Annotated in this window: 20 protein-coding genes and 1 tRNA gene; 8 read left to right on the plus strand and 13 right to left on the minus strand. The window is 59.0% G+C overall.

The genetic code is table 11. From position 1 onward, the window contains the following. Window positions 1–12: 12 nt before the first annotated feature. The 7 genes from fabV to EO087_RS02680 form a co-directional block, all read right to left on the minus strand. Entirely contained in the window at window positions 13–1,218 is a 1,206-nt protein-coding gene (fabV, locus tag EO087_RS02650) for an enoyl-ACP reductase FabV (RefSeq protein WP_128897527.1), read from the minus strand. A gap of 93 nt (window positions 1,219–1,311) precedes the next feature. Continuing rightward, on the minus strand, window positions 1,312–2,046 hold the full coding sequence (locus tag EO087_RS02655; protein ID WP_128897528.1) for a 2OG-Fe dioxygenase family protein: 735 nt from the start codon (window positions 2,044–2,046) through the stop codon (window positions 1,312–1,314). 62 nt (window positions 2,047–2,108) lie between these two features. Beyond that, on the minus strand, window positions 2,109–2,966 hold the full coding sequence (locus tag EO087_RS02660; RefSeq protein WP_128897529.1) for an alpha/beta hydrolase: 858 nt from the start codon (window positions 2,964–2,966) through the stop codon (window positions 2,109–2,111). A gap of 167 nt (window positions 2,967–3,133) precedes the next feature. Further along, complete coding sequence (locus EO087_RS02665) at window positions 3,134–3,673, minus strand: Spy/CpxP family protein refolding chaperone (RefSeq protein ID WP_205744417.1); 540 nt, start codon at window positions 3,671–3,673, stop codon at window positions 3,134–3,136. A gap of 114 nt (window positions 3,674–3,787) precedes the next feature. Next, window positions 3,788–4,132, minus strand: coding sequence for a hypothetical protein (locus EO087_RS02670; protein ID WP_128897530.1), 345 nt, complete (start codon window positions 4,130–4,132; stop codon window positions 3,788–3,790). A gap of 389 nt (window positions 4,133–4,521) precedes the next feature. Next, window positions 4,522–5,613 carry a calcium:proton antiporter gene (locus EO087_RS02675; RefSeq protein WP_240669110.1) on the minus strand — a complete coding sequence of 364 codons (1,092 nt, stop codon included), beginning with the start codon at window positions 5,611–5,613 and terminating at the stop codon, window positions 4,522–4,524. A gap of 409 nt (window positions 5,614–6,022) precedes the next feature. Beyond that, complete coding sequence (locus EO087_RS02680) at window positions 6,023–6,415, minus strand: thioredoxin family protein (RefSeq protein WP_128897532.1); 393 nt, start codon at window positions 6,413–6,415, stop codon at window positions 6,023–6,025. Window positions 6,416–6,597: 182 nt separating this feature from the next. On the opposite strand from EO087_RS02680, the gene EO087_RS02685 reads away from it, so the two are divergent. Together EO087_RS02685 and EO087_RS02690 are read left to right on the plus strand one after the other, a co-directional pair. Continuing rightward, window positions 6,598–7,317, plus strand: a complete 720-nt coding sequence (locus tag EO087_RS02685) for a cytochrome c biogenesis CcdA family protein (RefSeq protein WP_128897533.1) — start codon at window positions 6,598–6,600, stop codon at window positions 7,315–7,317. 254 nt (window positions 7,318–7,571) lie between these two features. After that, window positions 7,572–11,033: a hybrid sensor histidine kinase/response regulator gene (locus tag EO087_RS02690; RefSeq protein ID WP_128897534.1), complete on the plus strand. Its 3,462-nt coding sequence runs from the start codon at window positions 7,572–7,574 to the stop codon at window positions 11,031–11,033. Window positions 11,034–11,266: 233 nt separating this feature from the next. On the opposite strand, the gene EO087_RS02695 is transcribed toward EO087_RS02690, so the two are convergent. From EO087_RS02695 to ftsY, 6 genes are all read right to left on the minus strand, one after another. Continuing rightward, window positions 11,267–11,542, minus strand: a complete 276-nt coding sequence (locus EO087_RS02695) for a hypothetical protein (protein ID WP_128897535.1) — start codon at window positions 11,540–11,542, stop codon at window positions 11,267–11,269. Window positions 11,543–11,778: 236 nt separating this feature from the next. Further along, a tRNA-Phe gene (locus EO087_RS02700) sits at window positions 11,779–11,854 on the minus strand. Between the two features lie 47 nt (window positions 11,855–11,901). Beyond that, a complete protein-coding gene (locus EO087_RS02705; RefSeq protein WP_128897536.1) occupies window positions 11,902–12,186 on the minus strand; it encodes an oxidative damage protection protein in 285 nt (94 codons plus the stop codon). Between the two features lie 41 nt (window positions 12,187–12,227). Beyond that, on the minus strand, window positions 12,228–13,277 hold the full coding sequence (gene mutY / locus EO087_RS02710) for an A/G-specific adenine glycosylase (RefSeq protein ID WP_128897537.1): 1,050 nt from the start codon (window positions 13,275–13,277) through the stop codon (window positions 12,228–12,230). Next, entirely contained in the window at window positions 13,274–14,362 is a 1,089-nt protein-coding gene (locus tag EO087_RS02715) for a membrane assembly protein AsmA (protein WP_240669111.1), read from the minus strand. Before EO087_RS02715 ends, mutY begins: the two co-directional genes overlap by 4 nt. Beyond that, entirely contained in the window at window positions 14,362–15,444 is a 1,083-nt protein-coding gene (gene ftsY / locus EO087_RS02720; protein WP_128897538.1) for a signal recognition particle-docking protein FtsY, read from the minus strand. Before ftsY ends, EO087_RS02715 begins: the two co-directional genes overlap by 1 nt. A 73-nt stretch (window positions 15,445–15,517) precedes the next feature. Here ftsY and rsmD point away from each other — a divergent pair, with 73 nt between their 5' ends. The 6 genes from rsmD (at window position 15,518) to EO087_RS02750 (ending at window position 20,293) form a co-directional block, all read left to right on the plus strand. Further along, window positions 15,518–16,075, plus strand: a complete 558-nt coding sequence (rsmD, locus tag EO087_RS02725) for a 16S rRNA (guanine(966)-N(2))-methyltransferase RsmD (RefSeq protein WP_128897539.1) — start codon at window positions 15,518–15,520, stop codon at window positions 16,073–16,075. 84 nt (window positions 16,076–16,159) lie between these two features. Beyond that, a complete protein-coding gene (coaD, locus tag EO087_RS02730) occupies window positions 16,160–16,693 on the plus strand; it encodes a pantetheine-phosphate adenylyltransferase (RefSeq protein WP_128899780.1) in 534 nt (177 codons plus the stop codon). Continuing rightward, window positions 16,686–17,192: a hypothetical protein gene (locus tag EO087_RS02735; RefSeq protein WP_128897540.1), complete on the plus strand. Its 507-nt coding sequence runs from the start codon at window positions 16,686–16,688 to the stop codon at window positions 17,190–17,192. The genes coaD and EO087_RS02735 overlap by 8 nt, the downstream gene beginning before the upstream one ends. Before the next feature lie 166 nt (window positions 17,193–17,358). Next, complete coding sequence (locus tag EO087_RS02740) at window positions 17,359–17,613, plus strand: YfhL family 4Fe-4S dicluster ferredoxin (RefSeq protein WP_128897541.1); 255 nt, start codon at window positions 17,359–17,361, stop codon at window positions 17,611–17,613. After that, a complete protein-coding gene (gene ggt / locus EO087_RS02745) occupies window positions 17,610–19,340 on the plus strand; it encodes a gamma-glutamyltransferase (protein WP_128897542.1) in 1,731 nt (576 codons plus the stop codon). Before EO087_RS02740 ends, ggt begins: the two co-directional genes overlap by 4 nt. Before the next feature lie 104 nt (window positions 19,341–19,444). Beyond that, a complete protein-coding gene (locus EO087_RS02750; protein WP_128897543.1) occupies window positions 19,445–20,293 on the plus strand; it encodes an MBL fold metallo-hydrolase in 849 nt (282 codons plus the stop codon).

The following is a 20,293-nucleotide window of genomic DNA, read 5'->3' on the forward strand; positions in this document are numbered from 1 at the left end:
GCAGCGAGCGACTCAGGACTCGACCACATCAAAACGCACATCCGGATTCACATCCGCGTTGTAATCCACATCTTTGCGATCAAAGCCGAACAGGCGCAGAAAGTCGTGCTTGTAACCGGCGTAGTCGGTTTGCTCCCACAAATTGTCCGTCGTCACTGTGGGCCATAGCGCTTTGCATGCTTGCTGCACGTCATCGCGCAGTTCCCAGTCATCCAGGCGCAGGCGGCCTTCGTCGTCGGTTACTGGCGCCTTGCCATCCATGCGATACAGGCACTGGTGGAACAGGCGGTTGATTTGCTCGATGGTGCCTTCGTGAATGTTTTTTTCCTTCATGATGCGGAACACCATGGAGACGTACAGCGGAATCACCGGAATGGCCGAGCTGGCCTGCGTGACGACCGACTTCATCACGCCCACGTAGGCGTGCAAACCTTCGGCGGCGTAGCGCGTGCGCAGTTCGCGCGCGGTGTTGTCCAGGTGCTGCTTGGCTTGGCCGAGCGTGCCGTGCCAATAGATCGGCCAGGTGATTGCGGTGCCGACGTAGCTATAGGCGATGGTGGTGGCGTCCTTGGCCAGCACGCCGGCCTTGCTCAGCGCATCGATCCACAACGCCCAGTCTTCGCCGCCCATCACGGTGACGGTGTCCTTGATTTCCTGTTCGGTCGCCGGTTCTACCGTGGCCTGCATCACCGTGTCGCGATGGGTGTCGACCGACGATGCGGTGAACGTATTGCCGATGGTCTTCAGCGCGGAGCGCACCACTTCACCGGTTTCCGGCATCTTGCGCACCGGCGAGGCGAGCGAATAGACCACTAGATCGATTGGACTGCCTATGTCGTTCTTGATCAGCTCGATCGCGCGCTGGCGGGTTTCGTGCGAGAACGCATCGCCATTGATCGAGCGGCTGTACAAACCGGCCTGCTTGGCCAGCTTGTCGAAGGCGGCCGAGTTGTACCAGCCGGCGGTACCTGGCTTGCTGTCGCTGGAGGGTTTTTCCAGAAACACACCCAGGGTGGCGGCGCCGTAACCGAAAGCCGCCGTGATGCGCGATGCCAGTCCGTAGCCGGTCGAGGCGCCGATCACCAGTACCCGCTTCGGGCCGCTGGCGAAAGCACCGCTGGCCTTGGTGATGTCGATTTGTTCTTGCACGTTTTTCTCGCAACCGAGCGGGTGCGCAGTGACGCAGATAAAGCCACGAACCTTGGGATGGATGATCACGAAGAATCCTCACGCGACGACAAACCATTCATTATAATGGGCGGAGGGAACACTCGCTGGCGAAGGGATTTTTTTTCACGAAAAGTACATGGGTCAAGCCTTGGCGCGGAACGTCACCACCAGCACATCCCGGTGCGCCGGCTCGCCAGGAACCAGCGGTGTGACTGGCGTAACGCCATGGAACACGCGCGGGTCATGGATCAGCGCCGAATCGAACGCATGCGTCAGCGTGAAATCACCCAGCAATTTTCCATCCGGAGCGTGAATGGTGGTGGTGCCGCTGGCGATATTGTGGCGATCCACCAGCAACACCAGCACGAAATCCACGCCATCGCGATGGCTGCCTTCGGGTGTGGGTTCGCCGGCCGAATCAACACTGGCCTCGATGCGAAATTGATGAACTTCCACGTGCCAGGTCGCTATGCTTGGTGCGAGCGAGCTGAAGAAGTCGTTGCAGAAGGCGAGGATGGTGAGCAGGCTGACGCCGTTCGCCATGGCCGGGTCGACCGGCTCGAACCATCGCTCGATATCGCCTTGCAAGGTGTTGTATTGCAGTGATTGATAGTGCGCTTGATGCGGTGCGAGTGCGACGGCACCGTGTGCGCTGGCGATAAAGGTGGCGTGCCGGCGTCGGCGGAAACGGCCTTTGGCTGCGAGATAGGGATCGGGGCCCAGATCATTCCAGCTTTGCACAAAAGCCGGCCAGTCGGTGAGCTGCCTCGCCGACGTCAGTAGCGGCTGCATGGCATCTGCGGTCACGAAGGAGAACCCATCGCGCCGCACAGCATCGAACAGCGAAGAAACTAGCGAGTCGGGCGGAGTAGGCATGCAGCATTATAAGTGTTGCGCTGGTTGGAAGCATGGCGCCGAAACGATCCGGCCATGCAAGGTCATGCAAGCAACGCACTGGCAATATCATCAAAGCGATTGCACAACGTCGACAGATGCGCCTCGTGCGTATAGGTGGTTAGTTTGGCCGCGGGTATATCGGCTAGCGCTTCGCGCACCAGGGCAACAGGGACACTGGCATCTTTCTCACCGTGAAACACCTGCAGGGGCATGTGGATATCCTGCAAGCGGATGTCGAAAGGATGCACGAACAGGCGCATATCCCAGATAGGCCCTTTAGGTCCCTGGCGCATCGCTTCGCGTAGCACATAGCCGAAGGTTTCGTATCGCCCGGCACTTTCGAAGGCATCGTAGTCGGCCTGGGGCAAGATGTTTTTCATCTGCGACAGGTCATCGCCCACACGTGCAACCATGTTTTTCAGCAGCAGGCGTAGCAGTGCTGGTGCATGCTTGGTGAGTTGCCAAGTGACCCGCGTCATGAAGTGCAGGTTGGCAAGAGCACGCGGCCGGTCCATGCGCCAGCCGCCAGATACGATGACTGCGCTGTGCAGGCGTTGTGGGATGCGGACTGCGCACGCAGCGGCATAAGGACCGCCACTGAAATTCCCAAGCACGGAGAATTTTTCCAGCCTGAGCGCATTGGCCAGCGCGATGACATCCATCGGCCAATCGCCAAAACCACGGTGTGGCTGAAACGTGGAACGGCCCATGCCGGGACGGTCGGGTGCAATGATGCGCAGCCCATAACGTGCGAAGGTGCCATCGCCGATCAGCAACGGCTCCAGCCGCGACGAGGGGGCGCCGTGAAAGTAGAGCACCGGGTGACCAGCAGGTGAGCCGTATTCGGCATAAGACATGCGCCTGCCATCGGTAAGTACGACGTTGCCTTCAGTCGCCATGGTGACCCTCCGCCATCCTCCGCACGAATTGTGCACGGTGGCGATAGGCGTTTGACGGGGTGCATGTCTCGATTTACTGACGCACAAGCTGACTCGTGCGGTAAGCCAACACGCCAAGACTAGAGACAGGCATGCCGCTGGCCTTGGCGTAAAGCGGAGTTGTCAGCTCAGGTACTGGGCGAAGTGGCCGAAGACGATGCGCTGGCCGGCTTGTCTCCATGCTTTTCGTGGCCCTTGCGCCCACTCGGCGGACGGTTCTTGAACAGCTCGTCGGCCGTCTGTTTCTGCTCCGTCGACAGCACGGTGTACAGGGCGCTGAAGGCGGAGGACAGCTTCTGCATGTTGTCCGCATTGATCTGGGCGATGTTCGCGTAGGACTTCATCGAGTCGTCCGCGTTCATCATCTCCATGTTCTTGTGGCGATTCCTCAGGGCTTCGCCCATGCGCTGGGCGTTGTCGTGCATCACCTGGGCGTAGGCGTTCCACTGGCCCGATTCGGCATCGGTGATGCCCAGTGCATCGTGGTAATCGCTGATCTGCTGCTCAACTTCGTCCATACGCTTTTGCATATGGGATTTCTTGGCAGCCGGTGCGGCTGATGACGATGAGGTCGATGCGGGCGCGGTGCTCTGCGCCGCGACCGTTCCGGTCAGCAGGGCAAGCGACAGTGCAACGGGTATGGCAGCCTTGCGAAGGACAATGTTCATGATGGGAAGCTCCAATTCATGAGTGCAGGTCGGATGGTAACTACAGGCCAAAATAAGTACGGACCGAAAGCGGCCCGACAAAGGCTCGAAGTGGCTGGATTACGCTAAGGATGCTCAGTATCCCGGTGAATAGACCACACCCGGCGGCGGTGGCGGCGGTGGCGCTGACTGATAGACCACGCCGGGCGGTGGCTGCGACGCCGCGGCGGCGGAATTGGCGATGGCCGCGCCTACGGCCAGGCCGAGTACGCCCGCGACGATGGCTACGCCCGCATTGTTGCCGCCGCGATGGCGGCGATCCCAGCGAGGTGGCGGCGGTGGCGGTGGCCGGTGCCAGCCTGGGCCAGGACGATGGTAATACTGGTGGGCCTGGACGGGCATGGAAGGGACGACCACGGCCAGGGCGATGGCCACGGCAGCAAGCTGCCGGAGTACCGGGGTGCGAGAGGTGCGAGTCATCAACTTACCCTCCTCAAAATAGGCAACGTTCGTCGCATGCACCCGGCCAGTATCGCGTGCTTGCGAAATGAAAAATTCACATGGCGATATTCGATGACGATTACTGCATCTGGCGCGTCGCTATCGCTCGCCGTGGGCGCAGTCTATGACAAATTGCGGGTAGTTTTATTCAAGGCGCAACGCCGTTTGGGGATTGGTTCATCCAGTCGACATGGCGCCTGCCCAACCGTCTGGCTCTTGCCCCACCGTCTGGCTGCAAAGTGCATGGCAATCGATTGACGCCTGTCATTGGTTGGCGCGAACCCGATTCCCACAATGGTCTTGCATGACGCGGGTCGTGGGGATCGAAGGAACCTATCTGCTCTTTCGTGGCTGAACGCCATCGAATGCTACGGGCTGAACACCAGCACCAGGAACACCACGAACAAGGACAGATGAACCGCGCCTTCCAACATCGTCGTGCGTGAGTTGGAGAAGGTGATGGAGCTGAGGATCAGCGTGGAAACCAACATCACCATGCCAGATGGCGCCAGCCCCAGTAACACCGGATGACTGGTGAAAAGACTGATGCCGAGTACGGCTGGAACGGTCAGGCCCAGCGTTGAGGTCACCGCGCCCAGGCAAAGGTTGATGGCGCGTGTCAGCCGGTCTGCACGAATGGCGATCAGGGCGGAAATGCCTTCGGGTGCAAACACCAACACGGCGATCACAATGCCGCCCAGTGCGGCGGGTGCGCCGGTGACGTCAATGCCGTAGTCGAGGATCTTCGCCATGCTCTTGGCGAGTATCACGATCGGCAGGATGTTCACCAGCAACAGCGCGAAGTGAACCAGTAGGGCTTTCTTGTCGAGTGCTTCCGGACGCTGGTGCTCCATTTCCTTGGGGTCGATCGGTTGCGCGTCCGGCGCTACGAAGTAGCCGCGATGGCGGCCGGTCTGCAACCACAGGAAAATGCCGTACAGGCCGATGGTGAGCAGCGAAAACATCACTGCCTGCACCGGCGAGAGTGTTCCATCGTGGGTGGAAGTAGTGAAGTTCGGCAGTACTAGCGCGATGATCGTGAGCGGAATGATCACCGACAAATACGCCGACGCGCCCTTCAGGTTGTAGGTCTGCTCATAGTGCCGTATGCCGCCCATCAGCAGGCCCAACCCGACCACGCCATTGAGTACGATCATCAGCACGGCGTACATGGTGTCGCGTGCCAGCGTGGCATTGCCTTGCGAGGCCAGCATCACCGCCGAAATAAGCACCACCTCGATCACGACGATGGACAGCGTAAGCACCAGCGTGCCCAGCGGCTCGCCTAGCATCTCGGCCAGGGTCTCGGCCTCGTGCACCACGCCGAAGGCCACCCACACGATCACCAGGAACAGCCATACAAACAGGCTCAGGGCCATGGCGTAGTTGAGATGAGTCATCCAGCCGGCTCCGAACAGCAGGAAGACCGCGACCGTAAGCCAGCCAGTAAAAGGGCGCATGGATGTCATTGTTATCCGCATGGTGTCGTCGATCCTGTTTGTCGTGGGGATACTTAATTTAGCGTTGCCTTAAGGATGCTCTGATTTATTCCACGCACCCGGCATGACGTCCAGAAGGCCCGCAGGCTGTGCTGCGTGTCGCAGGGCAGACTGGCCGTCTGTGCAAGACGCGCGGCATAGCCTGCGGGCCTTCTGGACGTCACCCCGTCCTTTAAATTCAAGATGTTGGGGCCGCATTGTCTGCGCGTGTGGCTGCGGCCCAACGTCTTGACAGACAGCCAGTCTGCCTTCACCGTTGGGCCGCAGCCACACGCGCAGACAATGCGGTGACGAGTACGTGGAATAAATCAGAGCATCCTTTAAGCGTAATGGCACTAACTTAAGCCGCACCTCGCTCGACAATTTTGAATCAAGGCAATGCCGACCTCGCCAGTGACTTGATCCGCTCCGGATCGGTGACGCCCACCGAACGGCCGGTTTCCTTGCTGCCGCGGAAGGCGATCAGCGTGCTTTGCGTAACAATCCCTAACGCCTGCTTTTCGGTGTTCTGGTTGTCGTAGTCCAATCGCAGAATCAGTAACTTGTCGAAGGCAGGGTCTTTGGCGATGGCCTCGATGGTCGGCGCCTGTTTGCGGCAGGTGGGGCACCACGGTGCGTAAGTATCCACCAGAATGGATTTTCCGGCCGTTTGTGCGGTTTTGAGCGCAGCGATGGTAAAGGGCTGGACGGGCTGCGCCATCGCTGGTGCACTGAGTGCAAGACCAAGCAGGCAGAACGTGGAAAACACGCGAAGCGTAGGCATAGGGAACTCCCTTAGGGTGTCTTATAGCTATTTGATGGTCTGAGTGTGAGGGTTACGTTATGTAACCCAGGGAATGGCCATGGCGAATGTCAGTGCAGAAGCTACCATGCCGTCGCATGGCGTCTATTGAGAAGTCTGATCGTGTCCGGTAAACGTCATACACATTGCATAGGCAAAACAATATGAGCCTGAATCCTTGGATCGCCTATGTGGCAGGCGTGCTCACCATTTTGTCGCCTTGCGTCATCCCGCTGGTGCCGATCGTGCTGGGCAGTGCGGCGCAACGTCATCGCTGGGGGCCGTTAGCGCTCGCTGCGGGGCTCGTGGTGTCGTTTACGCTGGTGGGTCTTGTCACGGCCACGGTCGGTGCGTCGATCGGTTTGAATGGAGTCGCCATTCGTGGATGGAGCGCGGCGTTGCTGGCGGTGGTCGGGCTGATATTGCTCGTGCCACGGCTGCAGCAGCTTTTTGAGCACATTGCCAGCCCTATTGCGAATTGGGCCGCAGCGCATCAGGAAAGACTGGAGCGTTTCGGTTTGCTGGGGCAGGCGGGCATTGGTGTGCTGCTTGGCCTGGTATGGAGTCCGTGCGTGGGGCCGACGCTTGGCGCGGCGATCGTGCTGGCGGCGCAGGGCAAGGATCTTGGACAGGTGATCCTAGTGATGCTGGCCTTTGCCGCAGGCATTGCCACGGTATTGCTGGCGGTAGCATTCGCGGCGCAAGGCTTGCTTGCACGCTGGCGCAGAGGGTTGATGAGTGCAGGCGCGCGCGGCAGACAGGTGTTCGGCGTGCTCATGCTGCTGGTTGGCGTATTCATCATGACCGGAGCCGATCGACATCTGGAGACCGTATTGGTTGGCTTGCTGCCAGATTGGATGACTACCCTCTCCACATCGTTTTGACGTGCAAACACGATATTCGACCGCTCTGCCGCAATTGCGCTAGTGTGGTGTTTCGCAAGTAACGTGAATAAATTGCGAGTGGATTTCGTCGCGAGACAAGGCGCGAGGAGGAGTCATAGTGGGCACTATGGCGACGACGAGCAACGCAGGATCGTGGCGAAAGACGCCGGAATTTGTTCGCGTTAATTGTGAGACACCACACTAGATTCTAGGAGCTGTCTCACTTTCCGGTCTGGTCAGCAGCAGAGGGGACGATGGAGCATAGCCAACGCAGGCAAGTGTCGAACGGCGGGATGCATACGGATGCTGTCCCAGGAGGGCGCGAACTATCCGCCTTGCACCGGCATCAGCGTCGCCTGTTGTATGGTGGTGGATGTCTGCTCTCGCTGCTGATCCTGCTTGCGGCGGCAAGCAGCATCCTCTCGGGCATCAATCGCTATCACGCGCAGCAGCGCGCGGTTTTCCAGGATGGTCAGGGCGCCATGGATTACTTCTTCGTCCAGCGCGACAGGGCCTACGCCAGCAGTATCAATGCCAGCGATACCTTATGGGCGACACGACAGGATTTACTGCTGCAAATCGGCGCTCCGATCGCACGAGATTTTCTGGCGCAGGGACAGCGCGCGCTGGTTACAGCGTCCAACAAAGTCGCGGTACCGTGGCTGACGCTTGGCCGCGATGCGGATGGGATGCCGTCCAGCAAGCTAAGCGCCTATCTGGGCCTGATTCATGAGTACTCCGCTTACACCGCCACCACGGTTGATTTCGTGCAATCGTCAGGGCGATTGACTGTCTATGCTTATGATCCGTCTGGCGAGCTCTTTACCGTTACAGGTTTTCAGGATGAGGCAGAGCTGCTTCGTGCGCTCAAGGTTTCTACGCGGGAACAGGCATTTGCCCTGCTCATGCGTAGTGAATTGCACGGCCGCAACATGGATTCCGTTTCTGGAAAGAATGTGCAAAGCGCAAACGACGAAAGAATGGTGTCCTACTACGGCCTGAATCCTTTCAACGGCGAGCCTTCATTGATTGGATGTACTACGCTGATGGCCGACGGCAGCATCTATTTACGCCGCATCTCACTGGTGCCCGTGGACAATCTCAAGCAGCGTCTTGTTGATGAAGCATCAGGTACCTTCGCCATCTTCACGCATGAAGGCGACATGGTGTTGGAGACTGGCGTGTCCTCCTTGTTCCAGCAGGCTGATCTTTCCTCGGCACTGCAGAACCGCGAACTTTGGAAGCATCCATCCGTGGCTCCCGTGCTGCTGCGTCAACACGGCATCTATCTGGTTGTCGGTTCGTTGCGAGGGGTGGACTGGACCATGGTCCATTTGTATAGCTGGCGGGATGTGGTGGTAGCCGAGAGAGCCCACGCAACCAAGGTAGCGGCGATGCTGCTGCTGATTTTGGCCGTGTTGTGGATTTTGCTGTGGCGCATGGATCGCCGTGGTTTTGCTCCTGCTTTGGAGGGAGCTTCCCGGGTCTACGAAAGCGAGGCCTTGAATCGCACCATCATTGAAACATCGCCGATCGGGCTGTGCCTGCTCGATCCGGAATCAGGTCATCCGATTCTGCAGAACGACATGGTCCGACGCGTTGCGGGTATTGGCGACGCGGCTGAGACCGAAGCATTGCTTGGGCAGCTTGTTTCGCACGTGAAAACATTGGGTGATAGCCCGACACACGAATTTCTGTGGATGCTTGAGCTGCCTGATGGCCATTTTCGCCATTTGCAGGTGGCCATGTCGGCGGCCCATTATCGTCACCAGCCGATACAAGTTTGCACGCTACGCGATGTCACCGTGCAAGCCGAGCTGGAAGAAAATCTTCGCAGGGCCCAGCATGATTCGGAACAGGCGCGTGTTGCCGCGGAGTCGGCCAGCCACGCCAAAAGCCATTTTGTGGCGACCATGAGCCATGAAATACGTACGCCGCTCAATGGGGTGCTCGGTCATCTGGAACTGTTGGCGCGATCGTCTTTGGGTCCATCGCAGCGTGAGCGGCTTGGTCGCATTCGCCAATCGGCGGATGCATTGCTCGCGATCATCAGCGATGTGCTGGATTTTTCGCGCATCGAGGCAGGGCAACTGGATATTGATCCGGCGCCGTTTTCACTCAGATCGTTGATCGAGCAATCGGCCCTGCTGTTTGCGCCCGCTGCGCAGCGCAATGGCGTGAAATTGTACTTCGCCATCGATACCGAATTGGCGTCGACGTATGTTTCAGATGTGCATCGCATCAGGCAGATTCTCAACAATCTGTTGAGCAATGCGGTCAAGTTCACGCAGTCGGGGCGGATCATCCTGCGTGTATCGCCCGGTCCTTCCACAACCGAGGCGGAATCCTGGCTGCGTTTCCAGGTTATCGATTCAGGCATTGGCATGAACGAGCAGCAGCTTGCGCAGCTCTTCCAGCCATTCGCCCAAGCGGATGCCAGCATTGCCCGTCGCTATGGCGGCAGCGGCCTGGGTTTGGCGTTATGCCAGCAGATGAGCCAGTTGCTGGGTGGGCGCATCCAGGCTGAAAGCACGGAAAGTGTGGGTAGCGTATTCACGCTCGACATTCCTGCGAAAGCGGCAGAGGTATCGGCAGAGGCAGCTAAGCCCTTACTCGGACGTCATCTGGCATTGCTTTCAGCGGCACCGGAATGGCGAGCGGAAATCGGATCGCTGCTGACTGTCTGGGGCGCCACGGTGACGGTGGCGGCACTGCCTGCCGACTGGCCACTCAATGCAATCCATGCGGGCGATACGCTGGTGATCTTCGGTATGTCAGGAGCATGGAATCAGGAGGACGAGCAGGTACTGCTTTCGCGCTATGAATACGTGATTCGCGCTTATGCAGAAGGACCGCTTGTGCCGGAGTTGCGTGATCAAGCGATTGTCGTTTCCTGTTACGACAGTCAGGCTTTGTTGTCGGCGCTGGGAATGGAAACAGAAAACGCCGCCGCATCCGTGCAGCACGTTGTATCCGAAGGTGTTGCGGTCCGCGGCGCTCGCGGCAGAATCCTTCTGGCCGAAGATAACCCGGTCAACCGTGAACTCATTCAACAGCAGCTTCAGGAACTGGGATTCGATGTGGATGCTGCAGAGCATGGTGCGGCGGCGCTCGGCAAATGGGTGAATGGCAAGTACATGGCTGTGCTGACCGATATCAATATGCCGCAGATGGATGGCTATGAGTTGGCGCACGCATTGCGCGTGCATGATAGAGAATTGCCCATTCTTGCGATTACCGCTACCGCGTTGGCCAGTGAAAAGGCGCGTTGCCGTGAGGCAGGCATTTCCGATGTGTTGCTCAAACCACTTACGCTCGACCGTCTTGAAGAGGTGCTGAGCCGTTATGTCCCTTACGCTCCCAAGACAGAGCAGCGAATTGTTTCTGGGATCGTAACCGACAAGGTATTTCCGCTGCATGTACGTCGCGTGTTTGTGGATAGAGGGATGAGCGACCTCGTCGTCTTGCGTGATGCTATGGCCAGACAGGATGCCCAAGGATTGATCGATGTGATCCATGGTTTCAAAGGCGCACTGCTTATGCTTGGTGAATCCGATGCCGCGAGGGAGTGCTCAGTGCTGGAGTCGCGATTACATGAAGCAGGGCTGGCAGCCGTGACTAGTGATGTGTCCCACTTGCAACAAATTCTGCTTGAAGTGGTGCAGCGTTACGAGGCAGGTCTGGGCGAGTCTGAAGTGCCGGCCTCTGGTGGTTAGAGAGTCGGACAATCCGAGGATACTATTCGGCTGTGTCTGATAGCGCTATCGACCTATAAGTTTAGGCTTGCGTCATAGGTTGTTTTATTTGGCGTTAAGCGTAAACAGAAGAGTGCAAGCAAGTGAAAGAGTTTGATGAAATGGAAGTCGACTCGCTCTTGCTGGGTTTCAGCGACTTGAGCGAGATTCAGCAAGCGATGTTTCTGGAAGGCTTGAACAGATACCTGTTCGTCTCACCAAGTCGTCGGCGTCAGTTGCGCCTGCATTGGAGGAAATCCTGGCAGTGCAGGGATAAAAGTGCGAGCGAGGATATGCATGAATCCGATGTGGATTGTTCGCCCGACGATGCTCCATGAAGCGATGCGCATCACTTCTTCGGCCACTGCTGTGCACGCCTTCAACGCTTCGCGTTGACGCTGCATGTTATCCTTCACGACGTCGTGCGGCACCCACTCCGTATTCTCCGTATTCGGGTCGTCAGCCTCGGCGAGGCCTTGCTCGACCTGCACGCGGAACCATTTATCGTGTTCGACCGCCTCGTGCGTTCGCTTCAATGCTTCTACACGGTCAGGCCGCGTTCGCGCTGTCGGTCTGTCTTTCGGGTGCCGAAGCATATAGCTCCCATGACTTTGCCGCCTGTGGTGAAGCAGGGAGTGGGCGTAGAAAGAACATATCACCCCGCTCCCTAGTGCTCCCACAAACGAAAAAGCCCACTCATCGGAGTGGGCTTTTTCGTTGAATTCAATGGTGGCCGGGGACGGAATCGAACCGCCGACACAGGGATTTTCAATCCCTTGCTCTACCAACTGAGCTACCCGGCCAGGGTATTGCGTGGAGCCGCTCATTAAATCGAATGAAGGACTCTGCGTCAAGACTCTGCGTTGGGGGCTTTGTAGCCTTCGGGCTTTTTGGCCTCGTCTTCGCCGCCAAACAAGAATTTTTCCATTTCGCCGCCAAGGAACTGGCGGGATTTTGGGTCGAGCGGGTTGAGACGGTATTCGTTAATCAGCATGGTTTGATGTTTCAGCCACTGCTGCCATGCAGGCTTGGAAATTTCGGCGTAGATGCGCTGACCCAGTGGGCCGGGCCAGGGGGCAAAGTCCAGGCCTTCGGCGTCGATGCCTAGCTTGGCGCAGTGAATCGTGCGGTTCATCGGTATATCTCGTCTTTGTATTAAGGCAGCGCTGCCTTAAGTTACGACCCGACAGGTTCGGGCAAGGTCGTCAACAGGGTTCGTACGGGGGCAGGCAGGCCAAGCGAAGGCAGTTCGTTTAGGGCGCACCAGCGCAGGCTGGGATTATCCGCGATTGCGTGCGCAGGTGCTGCATGGTCGAACAGCAAAGGCTGGATCTGCAGGCGGTAATGACTGAATACATGCACGAAGGGTGTGAGCGATTGTGCGTCTTCGATTCGCGCGTTGCACTGCGCTTGGCGCCATGCGCTATCGCTGTCTTCAGCCTCGGGAAGGCTCCACAAACCCGACCATACACCTTGTAGGCCACGTCGCTGCAGCATCACGCGACCTTCGCGATCGCGAACGATCAGCATGACGGTACTGCGCGTTGGAATAGCCTTGCCAGGTTTCGGTGTGGGGAGTTGTGCGGTGAGATTGTCGCGTACGGCAACACAATCGACACGTGCTGGGCATTCGGTGCAAAGTGGTCGCGTACGCACGCAGAGGGTGGCGCCCAGATCCATGATCGCCTGCGTATAGTCGGCCGTGCGCCCAACCGGAGTGTGCTCGTCGGCGCGTTGCCAGAGTTGTTTCTCAACGTCACGTTCGCTCGGATGGCCGAAGATACCGTGGAAGCGCGTCAGAACGCGCTTTACATTGCCATCGAGGATGGGCAAGCGCAGACCATAAGCCTGGGCAAGTATCGCGCCGGCGGTCGAGCGGCCAATGCCCGGTAACGCCATCAGTGCAGCGAAGTCGCGCGGCATGTCACCGTTATGTTGCTCCACGCACAGTTGTGCGGCCTTGTGCAGAAAGCGCGCCCGGCGGTAATAGCCAAGTCCGGACCACAGTGCGAGCACAGTGTCTTCATCGGCCGTGGCAAGATCGCGCAACGTAGGCAACTGCGTCACGAAGCGCTGGAAGTAAGGAATGACCGTGGCAACTTGTGTTTGTTGCAGCATGATCTCCGACAGCCATACACGATAGGCATCGCGCGGATGCTGCCAGGGCAGGTCGTGGCGTCCATGGTCATCGAACCAGGCAAGCAGAGTGTTGGCGAACGAAGTCACGGATGCGGTGCTGCGGTTTTGGCGGAAGCGGCAACAGTACTGGCGCTGGCAGGTACGGCGTTGCCGGTCTGGATGCTCAGACCTTCGATATGCACGCGGCCTATGTCGAACGTAGCCATGTCGACCTGGCCGTTGCCGGGTGGCGTGGAAATCTGTGGGCCCTGTGGATTGGCCAACTGGTTCCACCATTGTGCCAAGGCCAACGGCGATAGCTCCAGATCTATATGGTTGTCCTTGCCCAACAGGCTGATGTGCAGCAGCAAGGGATTGTTTTGTCCGGCGGGTGTCAATAACACGGCGGCGTCGTAGTTGCTTTCGTTCGCCTCGCTGTATTTGCCATGCAACTGCAGGGAAATATCGGTGGCACCTTTCCAGCGAGCACGCCCGGCAAGATGCAGTGCAGTCGCGCTGCTGTCGGTCGCATGTACGGTGATATCGTCGAGCATCAATACGCTGTTGGCGATGCTTGGCACGATGGATAGTTCCAGTTGCAGGGGTCTGCCACGAGGTTCCTTGCCCGACAGATGGATGCTGAAGGCTTGCCCAGACATCAAGCGGCCAGTATCGAGCGAAACATCGCTCAGCCATTCATTGTTGTTTTCCATCACGCTGCCATTGCGAATGCGTACACCCGTAACGATACGAGGAATCTGGCCAGGCATGGCGGCCGATTGCGGTGGCAGCGACATTAGCCAGGCTTGTAACGCATCCAGATCCACGCGCGGTGAATTGATCTGCATGCGCGAGATCACCATCGGGCCGCCGAACACCGTACGCCAGGGCAGCACGAGCCGTCCGTTGGCAGCCTGCAGGATTGGGTAGTTCGCCGTGTTACCCGTGCCCACGCTGCGCGCGATCAGCGTGATGCCTTCCAGATGCAGCGCCGGGCGTGGAAACAGGGTGGGGCTGGCAGGGCTGGACAGGGTGAGCTGCAGGCCGGCATCCACGGCTTGCTCTTTCAACATTGCCGTAAAGCGATCCGGTTGCAGCAGCAAGTAGAGCGCTGCGAGCACCGCAAGCAGGCCGCCGCCGAGCACGCTGGCGGCGACAATCAGCAGCAGTCGCAGCGGGCGTGGCGAGGCCATCAGGTGTGCGCGAACTCAGCAGGGAGCAATCCGTCGACGTAGGCTTCCGCGTCGAATACGCGCAAATCCGTGGCGGTTTCGCCGAGGCCGACAAAACGGATCGGCAGACCGAACTCGCGTGCCAGTGCGAATACCACGCCACCTTTGGCGGTGCCATCGAGCTTGGTGACCACCAGGCCCGTCACACCAACGACCTGGCGGAACTGGCGCACCTGGTTCACAGCGTTCTGGCCCGTCGTGCCATCAATCACCATCAGCACTTCGTGTGGCGCTTCGGCGTCGAGTTTTTTTAGTACGCGCGCGATCTTGCCCAGCTCGTCCATCAGGCCACCCTGGGTGTGCAGTCGGCCCGCAGTGTCGGCAACCAGCACGTCAGCACTGCGTGAACGCGCGGCTTGCAGCGCGTCGAAGATCACGCTGGCGGCATCGGCATCTTGGCCTTGTGAAATAACCGGAACCTGGTTGCGCTCACCCCAGGTTTTGAGCTGCTCCACGGCGGCGGCGCGAAAGGTGTCGCCAGCGGCGAGCAGCACCTGGTGGCCTTCATCGCGCCAGCGGCGGGCGAGCTTGCCGATGGTGGTGGTCTTGCCCGCGCCATTGATACCCACCGTAAGCACCACGAACGGCTTGCGGCCGTTGATATCCAGCGAATGCTGCACCGGCTTGAGCAGGCCGATCAATTCTTGCCGCAAGGCTTGCAGCAGCGCGTCGGCATCGGCGAACTCTCGCTTATGCATCCGTTTGCGCAGGTTCTCGACCAGTGTCGTGCTCGCCTCGATGCCTACGTCGGCGGTGATCAGGGTGGTTTCCAGTTCATCCAGCAGGCTGTCGTCCAGCTTGGGATGGCGTGAGAACAGCGAGGAGAGGCCGCGTGCGAATACGCTGCCAGAAAGCCGCTCGCGCCAGCCGCGCTTGGCTGGTGCGTCAGCAGCAGATTCCGCTGCGATGGAGGCAACGGGGGGCGCTTCCACGACAGAAGGCGCTTCCGGCTCGGCTGTTTCCGCCGGCGCTTGGCTGATCGCTTCCTCGTTGGTTTCCCCGGTACCGTTCTCAGTGGGCTTCTTCTTCCAAAACTTGAGCATGAGCGGCTTGATTCAAAGACAATAGGCGAATGCTATCACTCCGACCCGTACTGTCCGCTGAGGGTGCCGGTACATGAAGGCCGCACCCGGACGTATCCGTATTATTGGCGGGTACTTGCGTAATTCGCGCCTGAACGTACCCGACCTCCCGGGATTGCGGCCCACCGCCGAGCGGGTGCGCGAAACCCTGTTCAACTGGCTCGCGCCAACGATTGCCGGGGTGCGAGCTCTGGACCTGTGTGCAGGCACCGGTGCGCTAGGAATCGAAGCGCTTTCGCGGGGTGCTGATAGCGTGCAGTTTGTCGAGTCGGATGCCTCGGTCGCAGACGCCTTGCGTGGCAATCTGATCCGGCTGAAAGCCAGCGGAGGCGAGGTGGCGAGGCTGGATGCGATGCGTTTTCTGCAACGCGCGGCCCAGCCGTTCGAACTGGTGTTCCTGGACCCACCCTTTGCTGCGCAGTTATGGACACCGCTGGCGCAAAAGTTGGAGGAGGGCGGTTGGCTTGCTAATGCAACTCAAATTTATGTGGAATCGCCACGTGAGCAGGTGCCCATGCTGCCCGTCAACTGGCTATTGCACCGCGAGGGCCATGCGGGAGAGGTGCGCTTTGCGCTCTATCGCCGCACCTGAGTCGATCCGACTGGTGATGACGGTGATACTTATTCAGCGTTGCTTTAAGCTAATGGTTTCCCCCGCGAAGCCGTGTTCGTGAACATTCCGCCGATCAATACTCGCCTTGCCGTTTATCCGGGCACTTTCGACCCGATTACCAATGGCCACGCGGATCTCGTCGCACGCGCGGCCCCTTTGTTCGAACGCATTGTTGTCGCCGTGGCGGAAAGCCCAAACAAAGGCAAGGGGCCGGGATTCACTCTGCAGGAACGCATTTCCCTGGCACGCCTTGCGCTGGCTGACCTGCCGAACGTGGAGGTGCGCGGATTCGACTGCCTGCTGGCCCAGTTTGTCAGTGAAATCAGTGCGGGTGTGATCATTCGCGGCCTTCGCGCGGTGTCGGATTTCGAATACGAATTCCAATTGGCGAGCATGAATCGTCACCTCATTCCCAAGACCGAAACGTTATTCTTGACGCCGGCCGAACAGTACAGCTTTATTTCGTCCTCGCTGGTGCGCGAGATCGGTCGCCTGGGTGGCGACATTTCCGGTTTCGTGCATCCTGCGGTCCAACAAGCCATGCGGCAGCGCTGGCATAAAAAGCAACCCGAAACCGAAGGGGATAACTATGCGTAAACTCACTCTCATTGCCGCTGCTCTCGCGTTGACCGGCTGCCTGGTCCTGACTGCGTGCAACAATCAGAGCACCGACACCCAACAGCAGGCAGCCCAGCCGCAGCAGGTCAGCAAGCCGACCGATCCGAATGACAGCAAGGGCTGGAACGCCTACCTGGGCCAGATTGTGCAGAACAACATGCAGGGCATGACTGCGCCACAGCCGTATGCCTACCTGGTGCCCGCCGGCGACACCGATGACGCTAAGGACGCTCGCGATCGCCAGCTCAGCAATGTGCAGGACATCGTTGCTCGCGGCGTCTTGCCAGGTAACCTGGTAGCCATCGGCGGTCCGGACTCGAGCAAGACGGCCGACCTGGTCAGCGACGCGTTCAAGGGCGCCAAAGCCGGTTCCTTGAAGGGCGTGATCATTCTGGTGATCGGCGACAAGGCCGACGAACAGCGCGTGGAGGATGTGCTGAAGCCGACCGACGCCACGATTCGCTTCGTCCAGATGTAATGCACCGCGCTTCTCCCTCTCCCCTACGGGGAGAGGGCTGGGGTGAGGGCCAATCTTGTAGTGACTGGCCAAATAAGCCACTCACCTCCGCCTCCCGGTTGGAGGGTCGCGTTGTTTTTTTTGCTGCTTCGCACAGCTCAGCGTCGGGCCTGTAAACTACTCCCGCATGTCCCTCAAGATCCTCGATACCTGCGTCAACTGCGACGTCTGCGAGCCCGTCTGCCCCAACAAGGCGATTTCGCTTGGCGAGGAGTACTACGTCATCGATCCCGCCTTGTGCACCGAATGCATAGGTCATCACGACGAGCCGCAATGCGTGGTCGTGTGCCCCGTAGAGTGCATCATCATCGACCCCTCGCATACCGAAACGCGTGAGCAGCTCGAAGATAAATACCAACATTTGATGGAGACCAAAGGATGAAGTTTGCGTTGCGTTGGCATGTGTTGTTGCTAGCTGCTCTGGTCGGTACATCTGTTTTAGCGACCACTGGCGCGTTTGCCGCCGATAGCCAGAAACCAGCCACACAGGCCACGCAGCTCGCGCAACGTCCTGGGCACGTCGGTATTGCCAGTGCCAATACGCTGGCGACGGAAGCCGGTTTTGAAGTGCTGGCCAAAGGCGGCAATGCGTTCGACGCGGCGATTGCGGTCGCCTCGACCTTGTCGGTAGTGGAGCCAGAAAGCTCCGGCATCGGCGGCGGCTTCATGGCCACCGTGCATGTCGCGTCCACGGATCGCAATATTTTCATCGATGCCCGTGAAACGGCGTCGGCAGCCGTCAATCCCAAGGATTACCTCAATCCCGACGGCACACCCAATCGCGATACGGCATTGAAAGGACCACTGTCAGCGGGCATTCCTGGCGAGCCCGCAGGGTTGGCGTGGCTGGCCAAGCATTACGGCAAGCTGCCGTTGACAGCCTCGTTGGCACCAGCCATCCGCACCGCGCGCGACGGCTTCAAGCCGGATAGCCGTCTGCTCGGCGCGATCCAGAATGAACAAAAGAATCTCGCGCGCTGGCCGGCGTCAGCATCTGTCTATCTGCCCGGCGGCAAACCGCCGGCAGATGGCGAAATTTTCCTCAATCCGGATCAAGCGCGCACGCTGGAGCTGCTCGCACAATTTGGCGATTCCGGTTTTTACAGTGGCGAAACAGCGCAGAAACTGGTCGATGCGGTGCGCGCTGCCGGTGGAAACTGGACCTTGAAGGATCTGTCGTCCTATCGCGTGAAAGAACGCACCCCGATCACCGTTGATTATCGCGGCTACAAGATCATCACCGCGCCACCGCCGTCGTCAGGAGGCGTGGCGATTGCCGAGATCTTCAACATTCTTTCCGGCTTCGACATGGGCCAGATGGATCAGGTCCATCGCGTGCACTACGTGATCGAGGCCATGCGTCGCGCGTTTCGCGATCACAATGATTACCTGGGCGATCCGGACTTCGTGAAGATGCCGCTGGATATGTTGCTGTCGCCGTATTACGCCGATGGTTTGCGCCAGACCATCCTGCCAGACAAGGCGACGCCATCGTCCATGTTGGCGCCGACCAACGGCCAGGATCCGGGCATGCACACCACGCATTTCTCGATCATCGATGCCGACGGCAACATGGTGTCGATCACGTTGACGGTGAACTACCTGTTTGGCTCCACCTTCGTGGCCCAAGGCACTGGCGTACTGCTCAATGACGAAATGGATGACTTCGCCTTGGTACCGAACAAACCCAACGTCTATGGCCTGCTTGGTAGCAAGGCCAATGCACCGGAGCCGGGCAAGCGCATGTTGTCGTCGATGTCGCCGAGCATCGTGATCGGCCCGGATCGCACGGCGGTGATCGGTTCGCCCGGCGGTTCCACCATCATTACGCAGGTGCTGCTAGGCATCCTCGCTTTTATCGATGGCGGCGACGCGCATCAGGTGGTTGCGCACAAACGCTTCCATCATCAATTCATGCCTGACACGGTCATGGTGGAGCCTGATACGTTCGATGCCGCCACCACCGGAGCGCTGACCCGCATGGGTTATACCTTCAAGAACCGCGATCCCTGGGGTTTCATGAACGTGGTGATCTGGGATCGACGCACCAACAAGCTCGACGCCGCCAGCGACCCACGTCGCTCGAATGGCCTTGGCAAGGTGCAGTAGGGCTGCACACAACACCGATCTCACATCCATGAAACGCCTGGGTGCGATAATGACGCACCACTCCAGGCACTTGCTGCGCTGGCCCATCAGCCAGGATGTAACCCATGCAGTTTTGGTCGATCAACGGAAATACGCAGAAACTCGATGGCGGCGCGATGTTTGGCAACGCGCCGAAGGCGATGTGGTCGCGCTGGATCGCACCGGATGAATTCAACCGTATCCCGCTGGCCTGCCGCTGCCTGCTGGTGAAAGATCTCGATGGGCGCAATGTGTTGTTCGAAACCGGTATCGGCGCATTTTTCGAACCTTCGTTGCGTGAACGCTATGGCGTAGTCGAAAGTCACCATGTTTTGCTCGAGTCGCTGGCCGAAGCGGGTTTGTCGCATGAAGACATCGACGTGGTGGTGCTTTCACATCTGCATTTTGATCACGCCGGCGGTCTGCTCGCGGCGTGGGCGGAAGGTAAGCCACCACAACTCCTTTTCTCGCACGCGAAGTTCCTGGTCGGTACGGCGCATTGGCAGCGCGCCCTGAAACCGCATCCGCGCGATCGCGCTTCATTCATTCCGGAACTGCAGCAACTGCTGATGCAAAGCGGTCGATTGGAACGGGTGGCTGGCGAGTACTCACAGACATTGGGACAGTCCGTGCGCTTCCATTTTTCCGACGGTCATACGCCCGGACTGATGCTGGCGGAATGCGCCGGCGTAGTTTTTTGCGCCGACCTGATCCCGGGCCGGCCGTGGGTGCATTTGCCGATTACCATGGGCTACGACCGCTTTCCGGAAGCACTGATCGAGGAAAAGCGCGCTTTTCTGGATGACAAGCTCGCACGTAATGTACGGCTGTTCTTCACCCACGACCATGCCTGCGCCATGGCCCGCGTGACACGCGACGAGCGTGGGCGTTATGGTACGACTGACGAACAGCCTGCATTACGCGGCACTATTTGA

The sequence above is a fragment of the Dyella sp. M7H15-1 genome (genome assembly GCF_004114615.1).
Taxonomy (GTDB): Bacteria; Pseudomonadota; Gammaproteobacteria; order Xanthomonadales; family Rhodanobacteraceae; genus Dyella_B.